General features: G+C 61.7%; 18 protein-coding genes. 6 read left to right on the plus strand and 12 right to left on the minus strand.

Annotation, left to right across the window (positions count from 1 at the left end):
* Positions 1-16: 16 nt before the first annotated feature.
* The gene (locus OZ911_RS13450; protein WP_023048165.1) at positions 17-1,636 is read right to left on the minus strand and encodes an NADP-dependent glyceraldehyde-3-phosphate dehydrogenase; all 1,620 of its coding nucleotides are present in this window, start codon (positions 1,634-1,636) and stop codon (positions 17-19) included.
* A 479-nt stretch (positions 1,637-2,115) separates the two neighbouring features.
* Here OZ911_RS13450 and OZ911_RS13455 point away from each other — a divergent pair, with 479 nt between their 5' ends.
* The 3 genes from OZ911_RS13455 (at position 2,116) to OZ911_RS13465 (ending at position 5,293) form a co-directional block, all read left to right on the plus strand.
* Positions 2,116-3,270, plus strand: a complete 1,155-nt coding sequence (locus OZ911_RS13455; protein WP_023048164.1) for a GNAT family N-acetyltransferase — start codon at positions 2,116-2,118, stop codon at positions 3,268-3,270.
* 73 nt (positions 3,271-3,343) lie between these two features.
* The gene (locus OZ911_RS13460; RefSeq protein ID WP_023048163.1) at positions 3,344-4,462 is read left to right on the plus strand and encodes a glycosyltransferase 61 family protein; all 1,119 of its coding nucleotides are present in this window, start codon (positions 3,344-3,346) and stop codon (positions 4,460-4,462) included.
* Positions 4,463-4,504: 42 nt separating this feature from the next.
* Positions 4,505-5,293: an AraC family transcriptional regulator gene (locus tag OZ911_RS13465; RefSeq protein ID WP_023048162.1), complete on the plus strand. Its 789-nt coding sequence runs from the start codon at positions 4,505-4,507 to the stop codon at positions 5,291-5,293.
* Here OZ911_RS13465 and OZ911_RS13470 read toward each other — a convergent pair.
* Positions 5,286-5,867, minus strand: a complete 582-nt coding sequence (locus OZ911_RS13470; RefSeq protein ID WP_016486692.1) for a LysE family translocator — start codon at positions 5,865-5,867, stop codon at positions 5,286-5,288. The two genes, OZ911_RS13465 and OZ911_RS13470, sit on opposite strands and share 8 nt — an antisense overlap.
* A 271-nt stretch (positions 5,868-6,138) precedes the next feature.
* Between OZ911_RS13470 and OZ911_RS13475 the strand changes: the two genes are divergently transcribed.
* Entirely contained in the window at positions 6,139-7,710 is a 1,572-nt protein-coding gene (locus tag OZ911_RS13475) for a TerC family protein (RefSeq protein ID WP_023048161.1), read from the plus strand.
* Here OZ911_RS13475 and rarD read toward each other — a convergent pair.
* Both rarD and OZ911_RS13485 read right to left on the minus strand, forming a co-directional pair.
* On the minus strand, positions 7,673-8,560 hold the full coding sequence (rarD, locus tag OZ911_RS13480; RefSeq protein WP_024717647.1) for an EamA family transporter RarD: 888 nt from the start codon (positions 8,558-8,560) through the stop codon (positions 7,673-7,675). The two genes, OZ911_RS13475 and rarD, sit on opposite strands and share 38 nt — an antisense overlap.
* Positions 8,561-8,593: 33 nt before the next feature.
* Positions 8,594-10,180, minus strand: coding sequence for an EAL domain-containing protein (locus OZ911_RS13485; protein ID WP_016486695.1), 1,587 nt, complete (start codon positions 10,178-10,180; stop codon positions 8,594-8,596).
* Between the two features lie 299 nt (positions 10,181-10,479).
* On the opposite strand from OZ911_RS13485, the gene hppD reads away from it, so the two are divergent.
* Positions 10,480-11,556 carry a 4-hydroxyphenylpyruvate dioxygenase gene (gene hppD, locus OZ911_RS13490; RefSeq protein WP_016486696.1) on the plus strand — a complete coding sequence of 359 codons (1,077 nt, stop codon included), beginning with the start codon at positions 10,480-10,482 and terminating at the stop codon, positions 11,554-11,556.
* Positions 11,557-11,578: 22 nt separating this feature from the next.
* Here hppD and OZ911_RS13495 read toward each other — a convergent pair whose 3' ends face one another.
* Both OZ911_RS13495 and OZ911_RS13500 read right to left on the minus strand, forming a co-directional pair.
* Positions 11,579-12,385: a CSS-motif domain-containing protein gene (locus OZ911_RS13495; RefSeq protein WP_023048160.1), complete on the minus strand. Its 807-nt coding sequence runs from the start codon at positions 12,383-12,385 to the stop codon at positions 11,579-11,581.
* 132 nt (positions 12,386-12,517) lie between these two features.
* Complete coding sequence (locus OZ911_RS13500; RefSeq protein ID WP_016486698.1) at positions 12,518-13,204, minus strand: type 1 glutamine amidotransferase domain-containing protein; 687 nt, start codon at positions 13,202-13,204, stop codon at positions 12,518-12,520.
* Between the two features lie 182 nt (positions 13,205-13,386).
* On the opposite strand from OZ911_RS13500, the gene OZ911_RS13505 reads away from it, so the two are divergent.
* On the plus strand, positions 13,387-15,450 hold the full coding sequence (locus tag OZ911_RS13505; protein ID WP_016486699.1) for an ATP-binding protein: 2,064 nt from the start codon (positions 13,387-13,389) through the stop codon (positions 15,448-15,450).
* Positions 15,451-15,456: 6 nt separating this feature from the next.
* Here the strand turns inward: OZ911_RS13505 and OZ911_RS13510 are convergent, their stop codons facing one another.
* The 6 genes from OZ911_RS13510 to OZ911_RS13535 form a co-directional block, all read right to left on the minus strand.
* Entirely contained in the window at positions 15,457-17,070 is a 1,614-nt protein-coding gene (locus tag OZ911_RS13510; protein WP_023048159.1) for a response regulator, read from the minus strand.
* Between the two features lie 80 nt (positions 17,071-17,150).
* Complete coding sequence (locus tag OZ911_RS13515; protein WP_023048158.1) at positions 17,151-18,206, minus strand: HEAT repeat domain-containing protein; 1,056 nt, start codon at positions 18,204-18,206, stop codon at positions 17,151-17,153.
* 277 nt (positions 18,207-18,483) lie between these two features.
* Complete coding sequence (locus tag OZ911_RS13520) at positions 18,484-19,899, minus strand: efflux transporter outer membrane subunit (RefSeq protein ID WP_023048157.1); 1,416 nt, start codon at positions 19,897-19,899, stop codon at positions 18,484-18,486.
* Positions 19,896-23,075, minus strand: coding sequence for an efflux RND transporter permease subunit (locus OZ911_RS13525; RefSeq protein ID WP_016486703.1), 3,180 nt, complete (start codon positions 23,073-23,075; stop codon positions 19,896-19,898). Before OZ911_RS13525 ends, OZ911_RS13520 begins: the two co-directional genes overlap by 4 nt.
* Positions 23,076-23,087: 12 nt before the next feature.
* Positions 23,088-24,329 carry a multidrug efflux RND transporter periplasmic adaptor subunit MexE gene (mexE, locus tag OZ911_RS13530; protein WP_016486704.1) on the minus strand — a complete coding sequence of 414 codons (1,242 nt, stop codon included), beginning with the start codon at positions 24,327-24,329 and terminating at the stop codon, positions 23,088-23,090.
* A 167-nt stretch (positions 24,330-24,496) separates the two neighbouring features.
* Positions 24,497-26,923, minus strand: coding sequence for a TonB-dependent siderophore receptor (locus tag OZ911_RS13535; protein ID WP_023048156.1), 2,427 nt, complete (start codon positions 26,921-26,923; stop codon positions 24,497-24,499).
* Between the last annotated feature and the right edge of the window lie 63 nt (positions 26,924-26,986).

The following is a 26,986-nucleotide window of genomic DNA, read 5'->3' on the forward strand; positions in this document are numbered from 1 at the left end:
TCTATAAGCGCGGCCGTCAGAAGATGTAGTCGGTGGTCAGGAAGCTCGACTGGCGGTTACGGATGATTTCGCTGATCAGTTCTTTGTTGGCCTCCTGGAAGCGGGTGGCGACCAGGGTGCGGATGGAGAACACGCGCAAGGCGTCATGCACAGACAGAGTGCCTTCGGCGCTGTTCTTGCGGCCGTTGAACGGGTAGGTGTCGGGGCCGCGCTGGCACTGCGCGTTGATGTTGATGCGCCCGACCTGGTTGGCGAAGATGTCGACCAGGCTACCGATGGTCGCCGGATCGTTGCCGAACAGGCTCAACTGCTGGCCGTAATCGGAGTCCAGCACGTAGTCGATGACGGTTTGCAGGTCGCGGTAGGGCACCACGGGTACCAGGGGGCCGAATTGCTCTTCGTGGTACACGCGCATGTCGTTGTTAACCGGGTACAGCAAGGCCGGATAGAAGAACGAGCCGCGGCTTTGCCCGCCACCTTCGTTGAGCACGCGTGCGCCCTTGGCCGTGGCATCGGCGACCAGGCCGTCAAGGTAGTCGACCTTGCCGGGCTCCGGCAATGGCGTCAGCGCGACGCCCGGTTCCCAGGGCATGCCGGGCTTGAGCGCGGCCAGCTTGCGCTGGAACTTGTCGAGGAAGGCGTCGACCACGTGCTCGTGGACGAACAGGATCTTCAGCGCTGTGCAGCGCTGGCCGTTGAACGACAGCGCGCCGGTAACCGCCTCTTCGACAGCGTTGTCGAGGTCGACCTGTGGCAACACGATGCCTGGGTTCTTGGCATCCAGGCCCAGCGCGGCGCGCAGGCGATGCGGGCGTGGGTGCAGCTTTTTCAGGTCGCTGGCTGCCTTGTGTGTACCAATGAAGGCGAATACATCGACCTTGCCGCTGGCCATCAGCGCGCTCACCGTTTCCCGGCCGCGGCCATAGATCACGTTGATCACCCCCGGCGGGAAACTGTCGCGGAAGGCTTCGAGCAACGGGCGGATCAGTAGCACACCGAACTTGGCCGGCTTGAACACCACGGTGTTGCCCATGATCAGCGCCGGGATCAGGGTGGTGAAGGTTTCGTTCAGCGGGTAATTGTAGGGCCCCATGCACAACGCCACACCCAGCGGCGCGCGGCGGATCTGGCCGAGGGTGCCTTGTTCCAGCTCGAAGCGGCTGGAGCGGCGGTCGAGGTCCTTGAGGGCATTGATGGTGTCGACGATGTAGTCGCAGGTGCGGTCGAATTCTTTTTCTGAATCCTTGAGGTTCTTGCCAATCTCCCACATCAGCAGCTTGACCACGGCCTGGCGCTGCTCGCGCATACGGGCCAGGAAGTTTTCGACATGCTGGATGCGTTCGGCCACACGCATGTTCGGCCAGGCACCGCGGCCCTTGTCGTAGGCCTGCACGGCGGCGTCGAGGGCCGTAAGGGCGGTGTCCGCGTCGAGCAGCGGGGCGCTACCCAGTACCACCTGGCGTTCCTCTGCGCCCTCCTTCAGCCATACCGGGCTGCGCACCGTGGCCAAGGGGCCGTCCCACTGCCTGAGTTCGCCGTTCACCAGGTAGTCGCGTTGTTCCATTGGGGCTCCCAGGCGCCAGGTTTCCGGAATGTTCTCGGCGCTGGGGAAGAGTGAATCGAGCAGACGGTCCATAGGTACTGCACCTCACATTGCGGGGCTGGTTCAAAGCAGGGTGAATCGCTTCAGCATGGAGCATGCACCGGCTGCCAGCAAAACACCAGTCTGGCTCAATCGGGCCGTGGGTGCTTGCCAAATGGCCCGGCAGGCACCGCAAAAGCGTTCAGGCATGTCGACGTTTCTTTTATGCAAAGAAGATATCAAATGCTAATTATCAATAGCCAAGTGGTAATGAAAGGCCGTGTGCGTCGGCACACTTATAGCAAACTTGCAATTGGCGTGGGTTTTCACGCAGGAAATTTGACGCCATCAAACTTGATCTAAAGTCAGCTAGAAGCCGCTTGCCAAAGCGTTTGCAGGCATCTTAAATTGTTACTGAATGTGATAAGCAAGTTTCAGGGCAAACTATAAAAATCAAAGCGTTAAGTGTTTTTGCTGATTTTTTCTCTTTTTCAGATAGACCATAAAGCCCTTCAAAGGACGTCGAAGAAAAAATGAAAGAGACCTTGACGGCTGTGGCGCGAAAGCTCCTGTCACCCTCCCAGCGCTACGAAATGAGGCTGTTGGCAAGCAAAGTGCGAGAAATGGCGGCGCGCGCCTGTTTCTGGCGCTGGGAAGTAGCGAGGTTTCGGCTACAGCAGGAGAGCCCCTACGAAATTCTTTACATCGGCCGCAAGCAACAGCGGGAAATGGCCAAGCTGCTGATCGGCGGCAAGGGCCAGGGCAGTGCTTCGATCGTAGAAAGTGCAAGTGCCACGGCGGCTGCAAACCATGTAGTGGTCATCAGCGAAATACCCTCGTCTGGGGCGCTGTCAGTGCCGCATTACCTGAGCGCTGTAGTACCGTTGGGCCGCTCGCTGGAGGACATCACGGCGCGCTACGACAGCGAACTGCGGCGCAGCATCCGCAAGAACCGCCCGCTCTACCAGATGCGACAAGCCCTGTCGGACGACGAGATCGCCATGGCAGACCGCGAGCTGCTGCGCCCCTATGCCACCGCCAGGCAAGGTATCCATGCTGCGCAGTTCCCCACGGAAGAAGTGTTCCGCATTGCCAAAAGCGTCGGCCGGCTCGACCTGATTACCTTGGGTGATGAAGTGATTGGCTGCCACTTGGGTTGTGAAGTGGTACGCGGGGGCAAGCGGTACTGGAGCACGTTGCGTTTCGGCTACTGCGAGGCAGTGTTCAGTGATGCCAAGAGGTTGCGTGAGGTGAATTCGATCACCACCTTCATGGCGCTTGAGTGGGCACTGCAGCAGGGCTTCGATTACTACGACATCGGGCTGTGCCTCGCGCGCCCGGACGACGGCCTGCTGAAATGGAAGCGCCGTCGCGGGGGAGACATCGACTCGTTGGGCAACCATGCCTATCTGTTTGTCCGCTTGCCAAAGACCGGCACAGCCAAGTTCTTGTGGGATACGCCGATGTTCGCAGTGGAGGGCGACAAACTCACGCTGCACTTGGGGTTGCCGGATGGCCCGAGCGATGAGGAGGTTGCCAGCCGGTACCACGAGATGGTGTTTGGGGGGCTGCACAAGATTTATCTCTACGGTGGCAATGGTGCGGGTGAGCCCTTCGTGGAAACCCTGCGCAGCCGTTATGCCAGCGTGCAGTCACCGCCCACCATGGAAAGAGTCACGTGCAACTGAGTGACTGCCAGGGATGCATTGATCTGGCGCTCTACGCCAGGGTTTAAACTTCGTCATCAGGGGAGGACGCTTCATGGGGAGCGACATCTCGCAGTTCAGTGCATCGTCCGCGGCCAAGCAGCACACCTGGACCTTGGCCGCCTATCGTTACATGGCGCGCAAGCGGCTGGGCAAGAATACCGCCATCGACCTCAAGAGCATCGCCACCAGGAGTTGGGACATTGCTCCAGGCGAAACCACTGTGTCCCCGGCGGCCATTTTCCTGCCTGGCCAGCTGGAACGGGTAACGGGCTGGGAGGGCAAGCGTTTTTACCCCTACGTGCACCCCGCTCGCACCATGGAGGGTGGCATCAGCACATTGCAAGGGCCAACCCGCGGCTACCTGATCAAGGATGTGTGGCTGGTCGATGGTGCGTTGTACAAAGGCAAGGCCAGCCACTGGCTGTCGCTCAAGCCAAGTACCTTCCCGACCATCATCGTTGACAACGAAATAGACCGCGGGGCCATCTACTGCACGCAAAACGGCAATTCGTGGTTCGGCACCTGGCTGATGGAAGATTGCCCAACCTATGCGCTGGCCTGCAATGAGGGCATACCGGTGACCACCGCACCCTCGGCCAGATACCCGCTGTTTACCCAGGCCCCGGCCTATGAAGACTGGCTGGGCATGAAGCCACTGCGCCTGCGCAGTGCGTTTTTCCGTGAGCTGGTGCTGTTCGATGATCAGGGCAACAACCGCAGCCGGCATGCCCGCTACCGGGCCATGGGGGATAAATTGCTGTCGCACGTGCCGCATGCCCCACATCCTGGCGTGTTCCTGCTGCGTGGCGGCGACGGCGACCTGCGCTTGTTGCGCAATGAGCTGGAGCTCGCCGAGCACCTGCGTGTCACCCGCGGTTTCCGTGTTGTGAACCCGCTCAAGTCCGATGTGCCGAGTATTGTTGCAGCCTGCGCCGGGGCAAAAGTGGTCATTGGCGTGGAGGGCAGCCAATTGGTGCATGGGGTAAATGTGCTGCAGCCCGGTGGTAGCCTGCTCACCTTGCAGCCGCCTGACCGGTTTGTGAGCTACTACAAATACCTGACCGATCGCGACCATCAGCATTTCGCTTTTGTGGTCGGGATTCCGGATGGCGATGGTTTCCGGATCGATATCGAAGAGGTGGAGCGCACGCTGGACCTGCTTCCACGGTAAACGTGTAGTATCGGTGAATGTCAGCATCAAGTGGGCAAGGGGATGATCGAGGTTTCGCGGTTCTGGCGTGATCATGCATTGCCCTTTGTCGAAGCCCGGCGGGTAGGGGACGGGCGCCAGGTGTGCTACGCCGCGCACTCCCATGAGAGCTTTTCAATCGGCGTGATCACGGGTGGGCGCAGTACCTACCTCAACGGCGACCTGCGCATCCAGGTAGGGGCCGGTACCACCGTGCTGATGAACCCGGGTGTTGTGCATGCCTGCAACCCCATCGACGCTGAGCCCTGGTCTTACCTGATGCTGTTCGTCGATATGTCCTGGCTACAGGCGCAAGGCTTTAAATTGCCTACGCAGACCTGGAGCAGCTCGCCTGCGTTGTACCAGCGGTTGTTGCAGGGGTTCGCTGACCTGTTCGATGCGGGCGTGCCTGATCGGGAAGGCCGCTTGGCAGAACTGTTTGGCACATTGCCGGACTTTCTCGGCGCCAACGCCCAGGCGAGGGCCGAAGGCAACCCGCGGCTGAGCGCGGCAGCAGCGTTCATACGTGCTCATCGCAGCGATCCACTGAGCCTTGAAGATATCTGCACAGCGTGCGGCCTGTCGCGCGCCTATCTGATTCGAGCCTTCCGCCAACATTATGGGCTGACACCGCATGGCTACCTGCTCGACCAGCGTGTTCAGCTGGCCAGGGCGCAGTTGCGTCAGGGGCGGGCGATTGCCGAGGTTGCGCAGGAGGCCGGGTTTGCAGACCAAGCGCACTTGCAGCGGGCTTTCAAAAAGCATCTGGCGGCGACGCCGGGTCAATATCGGAATGCGGCTGGCGTCAGATAACCAGGTAGACAGCACTGCCCACCAGCAACACCGCCAACCCTCGATTGAGCAGGCGCAGGTGCCGTGGGTTGCCCAGGTACTGGCGAACCACGCTGCCAGCCCATGCCCAACTGGCCACCGAAATGAAACAGATTGGCCCGTAGATCCAGGTGAACAACCACAGCAAGTGCTGCTCACCACCGGTATAAGCGCCGACCCCGGCCACTGCTGCCAGCCAGGCCTTGGGGTTCAGCCATTGCATCGCCGCGCCTTGCCAGGCCGAGGGGGCGGGTGTCGAGTGCATGCCGGTCAGCTGGCCATCATCGCGCGCAAGTTTCCACGCCATGTACAGCAGAAACGTTACCCCGCCCCAGTGCAGCAGCTGGCCCATCAGCGGCCAACGCACCAGCAGCTGGTGCAAGCCCAGCCCGACCAGCACCAGCAACAGGCAGAAACCCAGCGTGGCGCCAGCCACATGTGCCAGGCTGGCGCGTAGGCCATGGTTGGCGCCGCTGCTCAGGGCAATGATGTTGACCGGGCCGGGGGAAATTGACGCCGCGAGTGCGAAGGCGGCCATGGACATGGACAGGCTCATGAGAAAGATCCGGTGGTGGGAAGGAGCCATGATTTTCAGCTGCTGGCGGTCGACGGTATTGAAGAAAAGTACCTACAAAAATACAGACTCAAATTCCTTTAAGGTTTTGTAATAGTTTTGCGCTATCAGATAAACCTGCTGTGCTTGTACGATTCTTGTCCCAATTTGCTATCAAGGTCTATATGAGCACCTTCGCGGAGCCCCCCAGTTTCTGGCCTTTCAGGCCGTCCCCCCTCCGTCCTCGTGACGCTTCGCTCGTGAGTACCCGCTAATGGAATGGCTAGCCGACCCCACGGCCTGGCTAGGCCTGTTGACGCTTATCGTCCTCGAGCTGGTGCTGGGTATCGACAACCTGGTGTTTATCGCCATTCTGGCCGACAAGCTGCCGCCCCATCAGCGAGACCGCGCGCGGGTGATCGGCCTGAGCCTGGCGTTGATCATGCGCCTTGGCCTGCTGGCCAGTATTTCGTGGATGGTCACCCTGACTGCGCCGCTGTTCGAGGTGTTCGACAAGAGCTTCTCGGGCCGTGACCTGATCATGCTGTTCGGCGGTGTGTTCCTGCTGTTCAAGGCCACCATGGAGCTGCACGAGCGCCTGGAGGGCCATGTCACCCAGGCAAGTGGCACGCTGCGCCATGCCGCATTCTGGCCTATCGTCGCTCAGATCGTGGTACTGGATGCTGTGTTCTCGCTGGATGCGGTGATCACGGCGGTGGGCATGGTCGAAGAGCTGTCGGTGATGATGATCGCGGTGATTTTCTCGATCGGTATCATGATCGTTGCCAGCAAGCCGCTGACCCGCTTCGTCAACGCCCACCCCACGGTGATCATGCTGTGCCTGGGCTTCCTGATGATGATTGGTTTCAGCCTTACCGCCGAGGGCCTGGGCTTCCATATCCCGAAAGGCTACCTGTACGCAGCGATCGGCTTCTCGATCCTGATCGAGCTGTTCAACCAGTTGGCGCGTGCCCGTCGCAAGCGCAGCTTGCAGCAGCACAGGCCGCTGCGTGAACGCACCGCACATGCCGTGCTGCGCATGCTGGGCGGCCGCCGGGTCGAGGCTGACGAGGTGGGCGAGGAAATCGCCGACATGGTTGAGGGTGGCGAGGAACAGGTGCTGTTCGACCGCCGTGAACGGATAATGATCAGTGGCGTACTTAACCTGGCCGAGCGGCCTATCCGAACGGTGATGACTGCACGTGCCGAAGTCGATGTGATCGACCTGGCGCAGCCGGCCGAAGCCATCACGCAGGCCTTGGCCAATTCGCCATACTCGCGCCTGCCGTTGATTCGTGATGGCCGTGTCGACGAACCGCTGGGCTTCGTGCACAAAAAGGAGCTGCTCAAGGAGTTGTTGTCGGGCAGCCAGCCGGACCTGGAAGGCATGGCACGGGCGCCGTTGAACCTGCTGGAGAGCTTCAGCATCCTCAACGCCCTGGAGCAGATGCGTGGTCAGTCGACCCACATCGCCTTCGTGATCAACGAGTTCGGTGACTTCACCGGCCTGTTGACCATGACCGACATTCTTGAATCGATTGCCGGTGAGCTGCCAGATGCCAGCGAAGTTGAAGGCCCTGGCATTGTCCAGGAGGGTGAAGGCTTTGTGGTGAGCGGTGCACTGAACCTGAGCCAGGTACAGGCACGTACCGGCTTCAGCGCACGTGCCACCGACGATTACCAGACCCTCGCGGGCCTGGTCATGAGCCTGCTCGATCGCCTGCCGATGGTGGGTGACCGCCTGGCGTGGAATGGCTGGACGCTCACCGTGGAAGCGGTTGAAGAGCGGCGGGTGCGCCAGGTTCGGCTTATACCGAGCGGCGACGCTGGCGCAGCAGGTGCTTGAAGCCTTCGAGCACCAGTACCAGCACCGCGGCCCAGATCGGCAGGTAAGTCAGCCACTGATCCGGGCCGATGGTTTCACCCAGCAGCAGCGCGACCCCCACCAGTAACACCGGCTCGACGTAGCTGAGCAGGCCGAACAGGCTGAATGGCAGCAAGCGGCTGGCCAGCACGTAGGCGATCAGGGCTGAGGCGCTGATCGCCCCAAGGACGGGGATCAAGGCATAAAGGCCTGGGTGGGCCTGCAGGTCGCCAGACGACAGCGGGCCCTGGATCACGAAGTAGAGCGCCCATGGCAGCAGCAGGCACATGTCGCACCACAGGCCACCCAGGTGGTCAGTGCGGCAACGCCGGCGCAGTACGAAATAGATCGGGTAGCCGATCGTCACCAGCAGGGTCTCCCAGGCAAAACTGCCATTTTGGTAGAGCTCGTGGCCTACGCCCAGCGCGGCGCAGGCCACGGCGACCTTTTGCAGCCGCGACAGGCGCTCGCCATACACCAGCCGCCCGGTCAGGACCATGGCCAGCGGCAGCAGAAAGTAGCCCATCGACACTTCCAGGCTGCGCCCGTGCAGGGGGGCCCAGAGGAAGAGCCACAACTGCACGCCCATTAACCACGACGTACCGACCATGCCCAGCAACAGCACTGGCGTACGTTTTACCCGGGCCAGCAGCTCGCCTACCCGTTTCCAGTCTTTCGAGACAAGCATGAACAAGGTGAGGCAGGGCAGTGTCAGCAGGGTGCGCCAGCCAAAGATCTCTTCGCCATCGAGTGGCGTGAGCAGCGAGGTATAGAAGTACATCACAGCGAACAAACAGGACGCCATGACCGATGAAACAATGCCTTTTGACACGAGTGCCTCGAATAGGGGAGTTGAGCGGCTGGATCAGCCGCGCATGATCTCAGGGGGCGCGTCTTGCGGCAACCGTGACGCGCCCGGATGTGCGGTCAGTGCCTCAAGGAACTGCGCCGCCGGCATGGGCCTGGCGAACAGGTAGCCTTGCTGGAAGTCCACGTCATGGCGGGCCAGGTAGTCGCGCTGGGTGTCGGTTTCGACACCTTCGGCAACGATGCCAAGGCCAAGTTTGGCTGACAGCTCGATGATGGTTTCGAGAATGTGCAGCGACAGCGCGTCGCCGCCGATCATGGCGACGAAGCTTTGGTCGATTTTCAGGTAGTCGACCTTGAACTGGCGCAGGTAATTGAGGCTTGACTGCCCGGTGCCAAAATCATCAAGTGCAATCATCACCCCCATGGCATGCAGCTTCTCGAACAGTTCCAGGGTCACGGGGGTGGGTTCGATCAGCTTGCGCTCGGTCAGCTCCAGGGTCAGCACCACCCGGCCGGGCGGAAAGTGCTGCAGGAAGGTGCGGCAGTCGTCCAGCAGGCGCAAGTCACGGCAGTGGTCGGCGGTAATGTTGACCCCGATGTGGAAACCGTCCCCCAGCAGCCCGGCATAGGGCGCGAGGCTCTGGGCAGTGTGCATCATCAGCGATCGGGTCATCGCGACTATCTGCCCGCTATGCTCGGCATAGGGAATGAACAGGTCAGGGCGGACCAGGCCTTCTCGTGGGTGGTTCCAGCGCATCAGCACTTCGGCACCGGCCCAGCGGTAATCGCCCTTGCGCACCACCGGCTGGAAGTACGGCAGGAATTCGTCTGCCTGCAGGGCCCGATCCAGTTCGGCGCGGGGTGAGGTGGCGCGGCGAATCTGCCAGCGGCAAGCCAGTGCGGCCACGGCACCCAGCACCAGCAGCAGGCTGAGCAGGGCAGGGTAGTGGCTGCGCAGCAGCTGTCCTTGCTTGTCGGCGCTGTAGCCGCCTTGCACGCTGAACGGGTAACGCGTCGAGCCCAACAGCACATTGGCGCTGGCGGCCGCAGGGGGCACGCCTTTGTGTACCACGCCATCCTTGCCCATCCAGGCATCGCCCACGCGTATTTGCAGGTCTTCATCGGGGCCGATCAGGCGCAGTGCTGTCAGCAGGTGGTCGCCATCGACCGTGGTGATTGCGCCGTGGTCGCCGTCGCTGGCGCGGTACACCAATAGCGGATGCCCCGGGGTGACCGAGTTGCCGTCCATCAGCCACAGTTTGCCGTCTGTGTAGTCGCTAGCGTTGACCGGCTCGTCGAATTCGCCGAACAGCGAGGTGCAATAAAGGTTGTTGTGCCTGAACAGGTTGGTCGAGCGTACGAAGGCATTGCGAGTTACCTGGGCACGCAGCATAAGCTTGGCCTGGTCGCAAGGGAGGGTAGTCAGGGGCAGGAGCGCATTGGCAGCGCCGGACAGGTTGTCGAGGATGCGTTCGAGATGCTCCACCGCTTGGCGTGTGGTGGCCTGGCTGTTGGTCTGCATCTCGCGCTCGACCTGCCAGTTCATCACGGCAAGGCCGCACAATACCGGCAGCACGCCGACGACCCAGGGCAGCAGGTTGCGCCAGCCCAGGCGGGCGCGGCGTTTAGCGGTAAGGGGCATGCTGGAATAATCTGTGTTGAGGGTAACGAGAGAATAGCCGCTTGTCGGAACGGGGGGGCAACTAAAACGCGACAAACGATTTTACGCAATGTAGAATCCATTTACGAATACAACAATAAGGTCCTTCAATTCCGAAGGATCAAGCCCGCCGAGAATGGGTCCATATGACATACCATGGGTTCAAGCTGATCATAGGTGACTACCTCGCCCGCAGCGTGCGTGGTATCCCTTGCTCCCCGCCATTTCTGTTCTACATCCCGCGCAATCTATAATTTTTCGCTGCAGATGAGGACACGAACATGGCTGATATCTTTGAAAATCCAATGGGCCTGATGGGTTTCGAATTCATCGAACTGGCTTCGCCTACCCCTGGCGTACTCGAACCGGTGTTCCAGATACTGGGCTTCACCAAGGTGGCTAGCCACCGTTCCAAGGATGTGCACCTGTACCGCCAAGGTGGCATCAACCTGATCCTGAACAACGAACCCAAGAGCATCGCCTCGTACTTTGCCGCCGAACACGGCCCGTCGGTGTGCGGCATGGCGTTCCGCGTGCGCAATGCCCATGAGGCCTATGCCCGAGCTCTGGAACTGGGCGCCCAGCCGGTGGAAATCGAAACCGGCCCGATGGAACTGCGCTTGCCGGCGATCAAAGGCATCGGTGGTGCGCCGCTGTACCTGATCGACCGCTTCGACGAAGGCAGCTCGATCTACGACATCGACTTCAACTTCATCGAAGGTGTGGACCGCAACCCGGTGGGTGCCGGCCTGAAGATCATCGACCACCTCACCCACAACGTGTACCGCGGGCGCATGGCCTACTGGGCTGGCTTCTACGAGAAGCTGTTCAATTTCCGCGAGATCCGCTACTTCGATATCAAGGGTGAATATACCGGCCTGACGTCCAAGGCCATGACGGCTCCCGATGGCATGATCCGTATCCCGCTCAACGAAGAATCGTCCAAGGGCGCCGGGCAGATCGAAGAGTTCCTGATGCAGTTCAACGGCGAAGGTATCCAGCACGTGGCCTTCCTGACCGACGATCTGCTCAAGACCTGGGACGCCCTGAAAGGCTTCGGCATGCGCTTCATGACGGCGCCGCCGCAAACTTACTACGAAATGCTCGAAGAGCGGTTGCCTGGCCATGGTGAGCCGGTCGACCAGTTGCAAGCTCGCGGTATCCTCCTCGATGGTGCCTCTCAACCTGAAGACAAGCGCCTATTGTTGCAGATTTTCTCGGAAACCCTGCTCGGCCCGGTGTTCTTCGAGTTCATCCAGCGCAAAGGGGATGATGGCTTTGGCGAAGGCAACTTCAAGGCATTGTTCGAATCCATCGAGCGCGACCAGGTACGCCGTGGCGTGCTGAGCACCGACTGAACCTGCTGGAGGGGCGCCGCCATCATGCATGCTCGGTGGCCGCCCCACGCCTGCGGGCGCGTGCCCTGAACAAACCCAGGTAGACAATCGAGGCGGTCGCGATCCCTACCAGTGTCAATGATGGAACGATCTGCATCATCGACTGGTGGATTTCCTGTGCGGTGAAGCCCTCGGCGTAACCGCCTTTTACCCTGTATCCATACCTGGAAGACACCGCGCTTGCAAAGAACTCGGACTGCGAGGGGCGCTGTGCGTCACGGCTGTCGCCTTGGCTCCAGATGTAGCGGTCGTCGAACTCCAGCAGCAGTGTCAGCCCATCCTGAAAACCATCCAGTTCGCTGCGTAGCTGGGTGGCATAGGCGGTCACGATCACGCTACCGTTCATGCCCTGCAAGTGATAGTTGACAACCAGCTTGCGGCGTTTGTCGGGTTGCCCGTAGGACAGTTCGACCTGTTTGCCGGACAAGGCAAAGGACGATAGGTCTTCCAGGGAATCTGAAGTACTGCTGCAATAGGCCTTGTTACTTTCGACCAGGGTAAGCGACCTGAGCATGGAGCGGCTCATGACCTGTTCCTGCAGCATTTTTTTGACGCTGTCGCAAGCTTGGCCTGCAAGCGGCAGGGTACGCTGGGCAGCTTCATGCATGCGGTTCAGTGCCTGGTCAACGCTGAATACCGCCTCCTTGACTGAGATGGTCGCGTTTTCCGCAAGCTTCATTTCCAACTGGACAATCATCACCAGCAAACCTGAAACCACAGGCACCAGGGCCACCGTAGCAAGTAGCAGCAGCTCCCGCAGGCGACGCCCGGCGTGCATGATTTTCAACATAGCGCAATCGCTCTCCGGCCTAGCTGTTCGAGGTGTACAGCTGAGCCATGAGCCTAAGCGTTCATTTGATCGGCCGGCTGTAGTCCGCGTGCAGTTTGCGGGGCAGGAAAACCAAAAGGCTGGTGTAAGGCTTTATCTACCGTCGAGTTTTGCCAGTACTTTGTCCGCGAGCAGTGCAGTGGAGGCAGGGTTCTGCCCGGTGATCAGCTGACCATCCCCGATCACGTAGGGTTTCCACGGGTCCTCATGTTTGCTGTATACCCCACCACGGCCACCTAGCTCGTTTTCTGTCAGGAACGGCACTATGTTGTCCAGTTCGACCAGTTTTTCCTCAATATTAGAAAACCCGGTCACCTTGCGGTCTTTAAGCAGCAGGCTGTTGTCGCTGAGCTTGATATTGAGCAGGCCGACTACGCCGTGGCAGACCGCGGCAACGATACCCCCTTTCTCGTAGATCCTGCGTGCCACCTCTTGCAGCGGCTGGTTATCGGCGAAGTCGTACATCACACCGTGGCCGCCGGTGTAGTAGATGACGCTGTATTCGTCGGCTTTTACCTGGCCAGGGCTCAAGCTTGTGCCCAGCCGCGTCATGAAACGCTTGTCGTCATACCATTGCCAGTCCAGGTCGGGGGCCATCTGCAGGCTGTGTGGGTCGACAGGGACGTAGCCACCCTCAGGGCTTACATAATCGACCGTGTAGCCGGCCTTTTCGACTTTTTCGACAAAGTGCACCGCTTCACCCAGCCACAGCCCGGTCGCCCGATTCAAGGTCGGATACTTGGCTGTATTGGTCAGCACTACCAGCATTTTCTTGCTCATGACCATGCTCCTGTCGGCAACCTGAATGGGCCGTTGCTCCCTGGCCCAGGGGAAAACCTAATCAGCATAGCTGCCAGGCGCAAGTCCGCCATCGTGCGCAGCTTGTGCTGTGCTAACGTGAACGAACCCCTCCGGGGCAGCCTCGGAACCGAGGTAATCTACGCATTGGTGGAGTAACGCTATTGCCCGCACACGGTACGCCGCGCAAGCCTGCGCGGGAGCTCACCTTGAAAACGCCCGTATCGGCACCGCTCGATCTGATGAGCCAACGAATTGCGCAGTTCGACTGGGGGCACACATCACTTGGGCCGTTGCCACGTTGGTCGGCCTCGTTGCGCATTGCCGTCGACATGATGCACTCGTCACCGTTTCCTTGCGCAGTGGTCTGGGGGGCAGACCTCTGCGTGGTGCACAATGATGGCTACCGGGCGCTGCGGGCCGCCAGGCCGGATGCGCTGGGCAATGCGTTCGATGCGCTCTGGAGTGACCTCTGGGAGGCAATGGGGCCCTGGGTATTCAAGGCGCTTGAAGGGCGTTCGAACTTTGTCGAGGACCAGCCCCTGCTCGTCTGCGTCGAAGGCAACGAGCCGCTGTGGTGCGCGTTCGGTTATGCACCCCTGCGCGATGAATTTGGAAACGTGGCGGGGTTTCTGCACAAGGTGATCGAGACCACGGCCAGTGTGGAGGCGTACCATCATTGGCGTGAGCAGGTGCAGGGCTATGAACGACAGATAGCGCGCCATGTGGCCGAGCGCGAGCAGATCTGGCAACTGTCCCCGGATGCAATGATGACGGTTACCCCTGAACTCAAGCTGCATGCCGTTAACCCCGCCTGGTACCGCATTCTGGGCTGGTCCGAGGAGCAGGTTCACGATGTGCCGGTGCTGGAGCTGGTGCATCCGGCGGATCGCGCCGAGGTACAAGTGGCAGTCTCCGGGTTCCTGCAATACCGCAATACCGAGCAACTGGAGACGCGCTTGCGTCACTGCGATGGCCATTATCACTGGTTCCGCTGGAGTGCCCGGTTCAATGGCAGCCTGTTGACGGCAGTCGGTCGGGATATCACCGAAGACCGCGAAGAGGCCGCGCGTAAGTCTGAAGCGCTGATGCGCAATAGCGAACGCATGGAGGTGGTTGGCCAGTTGGCCGGCGGCATGGGCCATGAGATGAACAACCTGCTGTCTGGCATCGGTGGCAGCCTGGAACTGCTGCAGCGGCGCCTTCAGGATGGCCGCCTGGAGCGTGTTGACGCCTATTTGGAGGTCGCTCGCGAATCGGTCTTACGCGCCATGGAACTGACCCATCGCCTGCTGGCATTCTCTCGGCATCAACCGCTTGCACCCAAGCCCCTGGACTTCAACCGGCAGTTGCGGCTAAGCGAGCCGTTGCTATTGAAGACGCTGGGCGCAGAGATGCGCTTGCACTGGCAACTGGATGTCGCGCCGTGGGCCGTATGCCTTGACGTTACCCAACTTGAAAATGCCTTGGTCAACCTCTGCGCCAATGCCCGGGAGGCCTGCCTGGAACGTGGCAATGTCACTGTACGCAGCGTCAACGAGCGGTTGACGGCCAGCTTCCCTGATGAAAATGGGCTGCCGCCAGGCGACTACGTTGCCTTGCATGTGGAGGACGACGGCCACGGCTTTTCGACGCGCGACATTGCCAGGGCTTTTGAGCCGTTCTTCACCACCAAGCCCATCGGCCGTGGTTCCGGGCTTGGGCTATCGATGGTGTATGGTTTTGTCGGTCAATCGGGGGGATACGCCTGGATCGAGTCGAGCCCGAATCAGGGGGCCAGGGTTTCCATGCTTTTCCCAAGGTGCCACGACCCGGCACCCGAAGCGCCGAAGCCAGTGCAACGTTCCCAGCGCATGGCCCAGGGTGAGCGCCTGTTACTGGTCGATGACGAGCTGAACTTGCGTGCCGTGATGCGCGAGTACCTGACTGAACGCGGTTTTGTGGTCACTGATGCGAGTGACGCCAATGCTGCGCTGGAGCGCTTTCGCCTTGATGGCCCCTTCGACCTGGTGATTACCGACATCGGTTTACCCGGCGGCTTCAGTGGCCGGCAAGTGGCCAAGGCCATGCGCATGCAGCTTCCTTCGCAGAAGATCCTGTTCATCACCGGCTACGCTGACCATCCTGTTGAAGCGCAGCTGCTTGATCAGCCGGGAACGGCATTGATGAACAAGCCGTTTTTGCTGGCGGACCTTGCCGATCAGGCGCTAAGCATGCTCGAACAATGACGGGGTTCAGGGGCGGCCCAGAATCTGCGTGACCTGCGTCTGCAAGTCTTTCAGTTCGAATGGTTTGCAGATCAAGTGCATGCCCGTGCCCAAAAAACCCTCGCGGGCCATGGCCGTTTCCGCGTAGCCGGTGATGAACAGCACGGGCAAATGTGGATGCAGGCTGCGGGCAATTTCGGCCAGTTGACGGCCATTCATACCGGGCAGGCCGATGTCGCTGACCAGCAAATCCACGGGCTGAGAGGAGCGCAACACCTTGAGCCCTTGGGTGGCGTTGGCCGCGCTGCGGCAGGGGAAGCCGCTCTCACGCAGTGCCTGGCACAACAATTGGCGCACATGGGGGTCGTCTTCGACCACCAGCACGTGACGGCCCTGGCTCTCCTGCACAGGTATCGGCTTGCTTGGTGCCGTTGCCTGGCCGATATGGCGCGGCAGGTACAGGTCTACCCGAGTGCCCAGGCCAATCTGGCTGTGCAGTGCGAGATGCCCGTGAGACTGCCTGCTGAAGCCGTAGACCATCGACAGGCCGAGGCCGATACCCTGGCCGATCGCCTTGGTACTGAAAAACGGCTCGAAAGCGCGCTCAAGGGTGCTTTGCGCCATGCCCTGGCCGTCATCGATGATGCTCAGGCGCAGGTAGTCACCAGGACACAGAGCTCCACTGGTGAACTGCTTGCTGGGGATATGCTGGTTGCTTGCCTCGACTCGCAGCTGGCCGCCACTGGGCATGGCTTCTGAGGCATTGAACAGCAGGTTGTCGAGGGCTTCCTGCAACTGTTTGGCATCAGCTTCTACGGGCCACAGGTCTTTGGCGGTATGCACGTGTAACGTTATGGCAGGGTTGAGGCAGGTTTTCAGGCGTTTCACCTCGAGCAGGCCGTGCAGGTCGACACGCTGGCTGTTCAGCGATTGACGGGAGGAGAAGGCCAGCAAGCGGTGGGTCACGCGAGCGGCGCGTGTTACTGCCTCACGTCCCATCCGCAGTACGCTGTCAAGGCCATCGCTGCGGCCTTGATGCAGGCGCCGTTCAATCAGTTCGAAGCTGCCGCCAATGCTGGTAAGCAGGTTATTGAAGTCGTGAGCAACACCCCCGGCCAGTTGGCCAATGGCTTCCATCTTGCGTGTCTCGTAGCAGGCGAACTCGCTGGGTTTGTGTTCCTTCTCTGGCGGCGCTCCCAGTGAGTTCAGGCGCTGCTGCAGGTCGTGCAACTGGTCGCGTGCAGCGTATTGCCGTCGTCGGTTGCGCAAGGCGGATCGGGTCATGTGCAGCAGTTGGTCGTTGTCGAACGGGGCGACCAGCAGCAAAAGATTGCCCACTGGGTGGTTGCCTGCACAAGCGGCCGACCAGGCGCCCTGCATGAGCAGCACGATGGGCAGGTCCGACCAGCTCTGTTGCTGGTCGATGAATGCTTGCAGCAACGCACTGGGGCCGTTGTCGAACACTTGCTCGGCAATGATTGCCAGGCCTGCGCCTTCTGCCAGGCAAGTCTGCAGGTTGGACAGGTCAACGGTGCACAGGCTATTGATGCCGGCTGAGGCGAGCAGGCGCGAGGTATCCGCCGCTAATGGCGGGGGTGCCAGGATCAAGGCACGTTCATCCAGCGCCAATGAATGGGACAAAACGACTCTCCTGCAGGGGTGGCCTGATACCCACTGGACCCTTGGCAAACGGCCTGGGTTCAACAATAGTCAGATATTGCCTATAGGCCTTGCTGCAGTGCGGGGTCGTCCGGGTTCTGCCGTTCCAGCTCGGCCAATAGCACTTGAACGTTCTGCAATTGCCCGGTCTCTTTCCAGTACTGGATCAGCAGCACTCGAGCGCGGCGGTTGGCCGGCTCCCGGTTGAGCACGGTTTCCAGCTGCTTTTGGGCTGCGTCGAGTTGTTCCAGTTCGTGCAGAGTGACTGCCAGCGTATAGCGGTAATCGGCGTTGTCCGGGTCCAGTTCGACGGCGCGGGACAAGGCAAGCAAGGCGTATTCACGTTGCTCGTGGCGGATCAGCCAGAGCCCAAGCTCGTACTGCAGGAAGGCTGAGTCGGGGCTGAGTGCCAAGGCTTTGCCCAGTACCTGGCGCGAGGCATCGTGCTGGCCCTGACGCTCCAGCAAACGCACCTGGGTGGCCAAGGCGTCGAGGTTGCCGGGTGCAACGTCCAGCGCCCGCTGCAGGGCCGCGGCTGCCTGGGCGTAGTCGTTTTCGTGCAGGTACAGGCGTGCCAGGTGTATCTGGGCGTCGGCATCCTCGGGGTGTTGCTCGAGCGCCTGCTGGTAGTGTTCAAGGGCTGCCTGCAACGGGCCGAAATACAGGCCGATGGCATCGGGGCTCAGGCCCAGCAGGGCATCCACGGCAGCAAAGCGCACGCTTTGTTCGTCGTCGTCCAGCAGTGGGCCGAGTACCAGGCTGCGCTGCGCTGCCGGCAGCAGGCGGCGGATACCTGCAATAGCCGCACGGCGCACCAGCGGGTCGGCATGCTCCAGGTCCTGGCGGGCAAGTTTCAATGCCTGGGGAGAGGGGTAGTTGGGTAACTCGGCATAGAGGGCAGCGCGGCGGATAGGGGGCAGGTCGTTGCGTTGCAATTGCTGGTAAAGCACCCGTGCTGCACCGGGTAGGCCGTCATGGGCCTGGCGCAGGGCCTTGGCATAGCTGTGTGCAGGCAAGGTCGGCGGGGCTGGCTGCTCATCGCGCCACAGGTAACCGAACAGCGCCGATACCAGGATCAACAGCAGCAGGGCGATCAGGTAGCGGTTGCGTCTGTGCATCGGACGGTCCGTGGTGGCGGGAAGGGCAGAGCTTGGGCCAGCCGGGGGGTAAATGCAACCGAGTGCAGGCATCAAGGCGGTCGCGCGCGTATCTCGCAGGTTTCGATTGGCCCGAAACAAACGTAGGAGCGAGCGCAGCTCGCGATGCGCCGCGCGGGCGGCGCTCGATCTCGCAGGCGCTGAAAATTCAACGACATAAAAAAGCCCCGCCGACCAAGGCCTGCGGGGCAAACGGTTGGGGGAGGAGCCAACCAAAGGAGTCGTTTGAACGGGTGTATCAGCGTACGCTGGCCACCGTCTGCGGTTGCCAGCCGCCGCCCAGGGCTTTGTAGATGGAGACGATGCCGCGGTACAGATCGACCTCCCCCTGGGCCTGCGCATCCTCAGCGCTCAGCCGCTCGCGCTCGGCGTCGAGCAGTACCAGGTAGTCCACCGTGCCTTCGCGATAGCGAATCGAGGCCAGCTCCGCGGCCTTGCGGCTGGCGTCGCTCTGGCGCATCAGCGACAGCAGGCGCTGCTGGGTCTTGTCGTAATCGCTGAAGGCGTTGGCCGACTCTTCCAGGGCCAGCAATACCTGCTGTTCGTAGTTGGCCAGAGCCCCTTCGGCATCGGCTTTGGCACCGCGCAGGCGGGCCCGCACGCTGCCCAGGTCGAAGGCCGCCCAGGTAATGCTGGGGCCCAACGCCCAGGCATTGGCTGCCGAGGAGCCGATCTGCGAGCCGCGAGCGGCGGTAAAGCCAAGGAAGCCACTGAGGCTGACGCGAGGGAACAGGTCTGCCGTGGCCACGCCGACATTGGCGGTGGCGGCAGCCAGCTGGCGTTCGGCGCTACGGATGTCCGGACGACGGCGTAGCAGCTCCCCCGGGTCGCCCACCGGCAATGCCTTGGCGATGGCCGGCAGGGCCTTGGGCGACAGGTCTACGCTGAGCGCGTCAGGGCGCTGGCCGAGCAGGGTGGCGATGCGGTGCCGCGCCCGGGCCTGTTCGGCCTGCAGTTGCGGCACGGTGGCTTCGACCCCGGCCAGGCGTGCATCGGCACGCACGACATCGAGGTCGTTGCCCACACCGGCATCGCGCAGGGTTTCGGTAATGGTCCGCGACTCCTGCTGGGTCTTGAGGTTTGCCAGGGCGATTTTCTCGCGCAGTTGCGCACCGCGCAGCTGCCCATAGGCATCGACCAATTCGGCGATCAGGCTGACCTGCAACTGTTGCAGGTCGGCGGCAGCTACCGCTTCCTGGGCCTCGCTGGCTTCGATCTGACGCTGGATGCGGCCGAACAGGTCAAGCTCCCAGGCCATGTCCAGGCCCAGGTCGTAGCGCTCGCTGTTCACCCGCTGCGTGGTCTGGCCGGGGATCTGGCCCTTGCCGATGTCGCTGCTGGCGCGGCTGGTCACGACCGGGAACTGGTCGTTCTCGGCGTCTTCGCGGATCGAACGGGCGGATTTCAGACGGGCGAAGGCCACGCGCAAGTCACGGTTGCCGTCCAGCGAAGCCTGCACCAGCTGGTTGAGCACCGGGTCGTCGAACTGCTTCCACCACAGGCTTTCGAAGCGGCTACGGTCATAAGCTTTGGCCTGCACATCACTGTTCAGTAGTGCAGGTTCGGTGGCCGGGGCCTGGTAGTCCGGGCCTACCGCACAGGCCGCCAGGGCCAGTGCCAGCAGGCTTGGGGTCAGGGGTTTGAGCAGGTTCATGCATGGTTCTCCAGCACTTGAGCGTGTTCGGCCTTGCGGGCCTGGCGGCGCTCGACGAAACGGCGGATCAGGAAGAAGAACACCGGGGTCAGGAACAGGCCGAACACGGTCACGCCAATCATCCCCGAGAACACTGCCACACCCATGGCATGGCGCATTTCCGAGCCGGCACCGGAGCTGAACACCAGCGGAACCACACCCATGATGAAGGCAATCGACGTCATCAGGATCGGCCGCAGGCGCAGGCGGCAGGCTTCCAGTACCGCAGCCAGCGGGTCAAGGCCTTTGGCCTGCTCATCCTTGGCGAACTCGACGATCAGGATCGCGTTCTTGCACGCCAGGCCCACCAGCACGATCAGTCCGATCTGGGTGAAGATGTTGTTGTCGCCACCTGACACGATCACACCGGTAATGGCCGACAGCAGGGTCATCGGTACGATCAGGATCACCGCCAGCGGCAAACTCCAGCTTTCGTACTGGGCGGCCAGCACCAGGAACGCCAGCAGCACGCACAGAGGGAACACCAGCAGCGCGGTGTTACCCGAGAGGATTTGCTGGTAGGTCAGGTCGGTCCACTCGAAGGTCATGCCGTTGGGCAGTTCCTCTTTCAGCAGCTTCTCGATGGCAGCTTCGGCCTGGCCAGAGCTGTAGCCCGGGGCTGCTGCACCGTTGATTTCTGCGGTGATGAACCCGTTGTAGTGCATGACGCGGTCTGGCCCGGAGGTGTCGCTGACCTTGAGGAAGGTCGCCAGCGGAATCATCTCGCCGAGGTTGTTGCGCACTTTCAACTGGCCGATCTGCTCGGCATCGAGGCGGAACTGCTGCTCAGCCTGGACGTTGACCTGGTACGTGCGGCCAAAGCGGTTGAAGTCGTTGGTGTACAGCGAGCCCAGGTAAACCTGCAAGGTGTCGAAGATGTCGGTGATCGCCACGCCGTGGGTCTTGGCCTTTTCCCGGTCGATGGCGGCATCAACCTGCGGCACGTTGACCTGGTAGCTGGTGAACAGGCCCGCCAGCTCCGGCACGTTGTGGCTTTTGGCGATGATGTTCTGGGTTTCTTTGTACAGCGCTTCGTAACCCAGGTTGCCACGGTCTTCGATTTGCAGGCGGAAGCCGCCGATTGTGCCCAGGCCCTGTACCGGCGGCGGCGGGAAGATCGCGATGTAGGCGTCCTGGATATCGGCGAACTGGGCATTGAGTGCAGCCGCGATGGCAGCGGCCGACTGGCTCGGGTCCTTGCGCTCATCAAACGGCTTGAGCGGGGTGAACACAATGCCGCTGTTCGGGCTGTTGGTGAAACCGTTGATCGACAGGCCAGGGAAGGCCACCGAGTCGGCCACGCCAGGTTGCTTCAGGGCAATTTCGCTCATGCGCTTGATCACCGCCTCGGTACGGTCGAGGCTGGCGGCGTCAGGTAACTGGGCAAATGCCACCAGGTACTGCTTGTCCTGGGCCGGCACGAAACCGGTCGGCGTGGACGAGAAGCCGAGGTAGGTCAGGCCCATCAGGCCGGCATAGACGAACAGGGCGATGCCGCTGGAGCGGATGACACGGCGCACGCCACCCACGTAGCGGTGGCTGGCGCGGTCGAAGAAACGGTTGAACGGGGAGAACAGCCAGCTGCCCAGCAGCTTGTCGAGGAACCGTGAGAAACGGTCCTTGGGCGCATGGTGGTCCTTGAGCAGCACGGCAGCCAGGGCCGGCGACAGGGTCAGCGAGTTGAACGCCGAGATCACGGTGGAAATGGCGATGGTCAGGGCGAACTGCTTGTAGAACTGCCCGGTAAGGCCCGAAATGAAGGCCGCAGGGACGAACACGGCGCACAGCACAAGGGCGGTGGCAATGATCGGCCCGGTCACTTCGCTCATGGCTTTTTGCGTGGCTTCCAGCGGTTTGAGACCCAGCCCGATGTTGCGCTCGACGTTTTCCACCACGACGATGGCGTCGTCCACCACGATGCCGATGGCCAACACCAACCCAAATAGCGACAAGGCGTTGAGCGAGAAGCCAAACAGGTGCATCACCGCAAAGGTACCGATCAACGATACCGGCACAGCCAGCAACGGGATGATCGAGGCACGCCAGGTCTGCAGGAACAGGATGACGACCAGCACGACCAGCACCAGGGCTTCGAACAGGGTGTGCACGACTGCTTCGATGGAGCCGCGCACGAAGATGGTCGGGTCATAGACGATGCTGTAGTCCATCCCTTCAGGGAAGTCCTTCTTCAGCTCGGCCATTTTCGCCCGCACTTCATCGGAGATCTCGATGGCGTTGGAGCCTGGGCGCTGGAAAATCGGGATCGCCACCGCTGGCTGGTTGTTCAGCAGCGAGCGCAAGGCGTACTGGCTGGAGCCGAGTTCGACCCGGGCGATATCTTTCAGGCGCGTGATCTCGCCATCGGCACCGGCACGGATGATGATGTTTTCGAACTCTTCCTCGTTGACCAGACGGCCCTGGGTGTTGATCGACAGCTGGAAGCTGGTGGAACCGGGGGCGGGCGGGGCGCCCAGCTGGCCGGCGGCCACCTGGCGGTTCTGCTCGCGGATGGCCGCGACCACATCGCTGGCGGTGAGGTTGCGCGAAGCGGTCTTGTTCGGGTCCAGCCACACGCGCAGCGAGTAGTCGCCCATGCCGAACAGCTGCACATCGCCAACGCCGCCCAGGCGTGCCAGCTCGTCCTTGATGTTGAGGATGGCGTAGTTGGACAGGTAGAGCATGTCGTAGCGGTTGTCCGGTGAGGTCAGGTGCACGACCATGGTCAGGTCGGGCGAGGCCTTGTCAACGGTGATACCGATACGCGTCACTTCTTCAGGCAGCTTGGGCTGGGTACGGGTGACGCGGTTCTGCACCTGCACCTGGGCGTTGTCCAGGTCGGTGCCCAGGGCGAAGGTGATGGTCAGCGTCAGCTTGCCGTCTGCGGTGGACTGGGAAGACATGTACAGCATGTTCTCCACACCGGTAATGGCCTGCTCCAGCGGCGCGGCAACGGTTTCGCCAATGACCTTGGGGTTGGCGCCCGGGAAGTTGGCACGCACCACCACGGTGGGCGGCACCACCTCGGGGTATTCACTGATCGGCAGCTGGAACAGCGAGATCGAACCCGCAATCAGCAGCACCAGCGACAGCACCGCGGCGAAAATCGGCCGGGTAATGAAGAATTTCGAGAAGTTCATCGGTAGGTTCCCTTAACCGCGTGGCGCCTGGGCGCTGGCGACTTTCACGTTGTTGCCCGCCACCTTCGGCGCCGGGTTGCTGGCCTCCAGTGCCTGGCGCTGCTGGGCGAGGGCAGCGAGGGTCTGTTCGCTGGCCATCTGGGTTTCTTCCGGGGTGACCGGCGAGCCTGGGCGCACGCGCTGCAGGCCCTTGACCACGATGCGGTCATCCTTGCCCAGGCCGCTGCGCACGATGCGCAGGCCTTCCAGCTTTGGCCCCAGTTCCACGGCGCGGTAGGCGGCCTTGTTGTCCTTGTCCATGACCAGCACGAACTTCTTGCCAAGGTCGGTGCCCACAGCTTCGTCATTGATCAGTACGGCGTCGTACTGCGCGCTGCCCACCAGCTTCAGGCGTGCGTACAGCCCCGGGGTGAACTGGCCGTCGCGGTTGTCGAACACTGCACGGCCGCGGATGGTGCCGGTGCGCGGGTTGACCTGGTTGTCGACGAAGTTCATCTGGCCCAGGTGCGGGTTGCCGGTTTCGTTGGTCAGGCCCAGGTACACGGGGGTGCTCTGGCCACGCTGGCCTTCGCGCGCCAGCTGGGTGTACTTGAGGTACACGCGCTCGTCGGCGTCGAAGTAGGCGTAGACCTTGTCGGTGGACACCACGCTGGTCAGCGGGGTGACATCGGCAGTGACAATGTTGCCGGCAGTGAACTGGGCGCGGCTGACGCGGCCACTGATAGGCGCGGTGACGCGGGTAAAGCTGAGGTTCAGGCGCGCCAGGTCGAGTTGCGCCTGGATCGCGTCGACGCCGGCGCGGGCTTCGGCGGCAGCGCTGCTACGCGATTCTGCAAGCTCGGCAGAAATGGCGTTGCTGTCGCGCAGGCGCTCGCCACGGCGGGCTTCGTTGGCGCTGCGAATGGCGGTGGCTTTGGCTTGTTGCAGTTGGGCTTCGAGGCGGCGGACTTCAGCCTGGAACGGGCGCGGGTCGATCTGGAACAGCAGGTCGCCTTTTTTGACCTGGGCGCCTTCGGTGAAGGCGACCTGATCGATCTGGCCAGCGACCCGCGGGCGAACTTCGACCGTTTCCGGGGCTTCGAGGCGGCCGGTGAACTCGTCCCATTCGTTGATCGGTTGCTCGATCACCTTGGCCACAGTGACCTTCGGCGCGGCGGGAGCCTGCACGGCGTCTGGGGTTCGACCGCAAGCGCTGATCACCACCACTGCCAAGGCAGCGAGGGGAAAGCGCAAGGGTTTGAGAGATTGTTCCATGGAGAACTCCGCCAATGTATTAGTAGTGGGCGGAGTGTGAGTGTCTTGCGCGTGAGGCACGAATCGAACGGGACGAAGGTTAATATCACGCTGAATGATATGTGTGGATCATTCATCGATGGCGGGCATGATGGGGCTGCCCGGCAGCCCCGTTCGCGTGCATTCCCTCAGAACCGCCAGCGGGCATTCGCCACCAGGTTGCGTGGCTCACCATAAGAGCCGGAGCTGAACGTGCCCAGGCCGTCGTAGTACTTCTTGTCGAACAGGTTGTTCAGGTTCAGCCCCAAGCTCAGGTGTTCATCGAAGGCATAGTTGGCCAGCAGCCCGACCACGCCATAGTCACGCTGGTGCGCCTTGGTGCCCAGGTCTGAATTGACCGCGTAGATATCGCTTTGCCATGTCATGTTGCCGCCCACTGTCAGCTTGTTCCAGTCACCGGGCAGGCGATAGGTGGTGGCCAGCTTGAACAGGTTCATCGGCTGGTTGGTCTCGACGCGGTTGCCCTCCTTGTCGTGGGACTCGCGGTAGGTGTAGCCGCCAAATAGATTCCAGCCTGGCAGTACCTCGCCGGAAATTTCCGTCTCGATGCCGCGGGTGGTGGTGCCGGCAATGGCCCGGTAGATTTCCTGGGGGCCACTGTCATCCACCAATTGCGGCGTGTTCTTCTGTTTGACTTCGAACAGTGCGGCGCTGGCGTTCAAAGCGCCGTCGTAGAACTCGCCCTTGATGCCAAGCTCGTAGTTGTCGCCTTCGAGCGGGTCCAGCGAGGTATTGCTGGCGGTCTTGTAATAGGTCTGTGGCAGGAAAATCTGCGTCCAGCTGGCGTACACCGAATACGTGTCGTTCAGGTCCAGCACCACACCGGCGTAGGGCGTGACCACGCCGGACTTCTTCGTCCGGTCGCGGCCAGTGACCTCGCCGGTCAAATCATCGCTGCTGTCGTCCTTCTGGTTCCACCAGCTGACCCGGCTGCCGAGGATGATCGACAGCGGATCATACGGCTTGAGGCGCACGGCGGCGTAGACACCGGACTGGCTCAGGCGTGACAGGCTCTCTTCGGTCTTGGCCAGGTGCGGTTTGCCATGGGGGTTGCCATCCCACTCATAGATGTTGTCGACCGCAGGGAAGCCGCGTTCGTAGGTGGGGTAGTTGAGGTGGGTGTAGGCCAGGTTGCTGCCCAACACCAGCTCATGTTCGCGGCCACCCAGCTGGAAGGGGCCGGTGGCGTACAGGTCGAAATTGTCCTGGGTCTGGTAGCTGTCCAGGCGGTTGATATACATCGATACGCCGCTGCCGGTAAGCGGGTCGGGCGTACCGGCGCTGGCGGAGCCGGTGACGCCACGGCGGTACGCGTACTGGTGGCTGTATGCGGCCTTGGCGACCCAGTCGTTGGCCAGCTTGTGCTCCAGCATGCCGGTGAAGTTGTACTGGGTATTGTTCAGGTAGCTCCAGCGTGCGGCCGGGTTGAACGACCGCGAGAAGTTTGTTGCGCTGCCATCGCTGTTGAACAAAGGGATGTGCCCGAAGCTGACGCCGTCGGCATTGTTGTTCTGGTAGTCGAGGCTCAGGCGCAGCAGGGTGTCTTCGCTCAGGTCGATGTCCAGGGCGCCGTACATCACGCGCTTGTCGGTCTTGTACCAGTCAACGAACGAGTTGGCGGTTTCGTACACCCCGACCAGGCGGCCACGGATGTTGCCGGCTTCGGTGAGCGGCCCGGAGACATCGGCCTCGGTGCGGTAGCGGTCCCATGAACCGACTTCGCCAGCCACCGTCGCCTGTGCATCCTCCGTAGGCCGCTTGCGCACCAGGTTGAGCGTGGCTGACGGCGTGCCTGCGCCACTGAGCAGGCCGGTGGCACCTCGTACCACTTCGACTCGGTCATAAATTGCCATGTCGGCCAAGGTACTGGTGAATTGCTGCGACTCGTTGGCGATTTGCGCAGGGATACCGTCGTACTGGAAGTTCTGGATCTGGAAGCCGCGGGCGTAGAAGGTATAGCGTTCGCTGTCACGATGGTTGCTGGAAAGCCCCGGTGTGAACTTCACCACATCGTCGATCGAGGCCAGGTGGTGATCATTCATCACCTGGCGCGTGACCACGCTGACCGACTGCGGCGTTTCGCGCAGTGACAGGCCCAGCTTGGTTGCGGTACGGGTACGCCCGGTGGTGTAGGCACCGGTGTTCTCGGTGGTTTCGCCCAGGCCATCGCCCACCACACTGGTCGCGCCCAGCTGCACGGCATTGCCGGTTTCGGCTGGGTACAGCACATAGGCACCTTGCTCGGCAGGCGCAACGCCCAGGCCGGTGCCAGCCAGAAGAGTGGCGAAGCCCTGTTCGACACTGTAGGTGCCTTGCAGGCCGGCACTTTGCTTGCCAGCAGTGAGCTGGCTGTCGAACGACAGCACAATCCCGGCCGCGTTGGCGAAGCGGCCGAGCACCGTGCTCAGCGGGCCGCTGCTGATGGCGTAGGTCTTCTGCGCGTTGGCTGCCTGGGCCACGGCTGCACCGGGTAGCAGCGGCGCAAGCAGGGCGAGCGAGGCGCCGAGCAAGGCAAACGTGAGTGCTTGGCGGGGTGGTGAGATAAGGCGGCGCATACGGGCTTCCTGGGCGTAGGGTTTTCGGTGTATTGCCAGGGAGGCGAATGGGCGAGGGCAAAT

The sequence above is a fragment of the Pseudomonas fortuita genome (assembly GCF_026898135.2).
GTDB lineage: Bacteria > Pseudomonadota > Gammaproteobacteria > Pseudomonadales > Pseudomonadaceae > Aquipseudomonas > Aquipseudomonas fortuita.

What these genes read in the sequence shown, in the direction of transcription:
- OZ911_RS13485 (WP_016486695.1), bottom strand. Translation starts at nt 10,180, where the DNA reads ATGCCCCTTACCGCTAAACGCCGCGCCCGCCTGGGCTGGCGCAACCTG.
- OZ911_RS13450 (WP_023048165.1), bottom strand. Translation starts at nt 1,636, where the DNA reads ATGGACCGTCTGCTCGATTCACTCTTCCCCAGCGCCGAGAACATTCCG.
- OZ911_RS13515 (WP_023048158.1), bottom strand. Translation starts at nt 18,206, where the DNA reads ATGCACAGACGCAACCGCTACCTGATCGCCCTGCTGCTGTTGATCCTG.
- OZ911_RS13525 (WP_016486703.1), bottom strand. Translation starts at nt 23,075, where the DNA reads ATGAACTTCTCGAAATTCTTCATTACCCGGCCGATTTTCGCCGCGGTG.
- OZ911_RS13460 (WP_023048163.1), top strand. Translation starts at nt 3,344, where the DNA reads ATGGGGAGCGACATCTCGCAGTTCAGTGCATCGTCCGCGGCCAAGCAG.
- OZ911_RS13455 (WP_023048164.1), top strand. Translation starts at nt 2,116, where the DNA reads ATGAAAGAGACCTTGACGGCTGTGGCGCGAAAGCTCCTGTCACCCTCC.
- OZ911_RS13500 (WP_016486698.1), bottom strand. Translation starts at nt 13,204, where the DNA reads ATGAGCAAGAAAATGCTGGTAGTGCTGACCAATACAGCCAAGTATCCG.
- OZ911_RS13470 (WP_016486692.1), bottom strand. Translation starts at nt 5,867, where the DNA reads ATGAGCCTGTCCATGTCCATGGCCGCCTTCGCACTCGCGGCGTCAATT.
- OZ911_RS13495 (WP_023048160.1), bottom strand. Translation starts at nt 12,385, where the DNA reads ATGTTGAAAATCATGCACGCCGGGCGTCGCCTGCGGGAGCTGCTGCTA.
- mexE (WP_016486704.1), bottom strand. Translation starts at nt 24,329, where the DNA reads ATGGAACAATCTCTCAAACCCTTGCGCTTTCCCCTCGCTGCCTTGGCA.
- OZ911_RS13535 (WP_023048156.1), bottom strand. Translation starts at nt 26,923, where the DNA reads ATGCGCCGCCTTATCTCACCACCCCGCCAAGCACTCACGTTTGCCTTG.
- OZ911_RS13465 (WP_023048162.1), top strand. Translation starts at nt 4,505, where the DNA reads ATGATCGAGGTTTCGCGGTTCTGGCGTGATCATGCATTGCCCTTTGTC.
- hppD (WP_016486696.1), top strand. Translation starts at nt 10,480, where the DNA reads ATGGCTGATATCTTTGAAAATCCAATGGGCCTGATGGGTTTCGAATTC.
- OZ911_RS13520 (WP_023048157.1), bottom strand. Translation starts at nt 19,899, where the DNA reads ATGAACCTGCTCAAACCCCTGACCCCAAGCCTGCTGGCACTGGCCCTG.
- OZ911_RS13475 (WP_023048161.1), top strand. Translation starts at nt 6,139, where the DNA reads ATGGAATGGCTAGCCGACCCCACGGCCTGGCTAGGCCTGTTGACGCTT.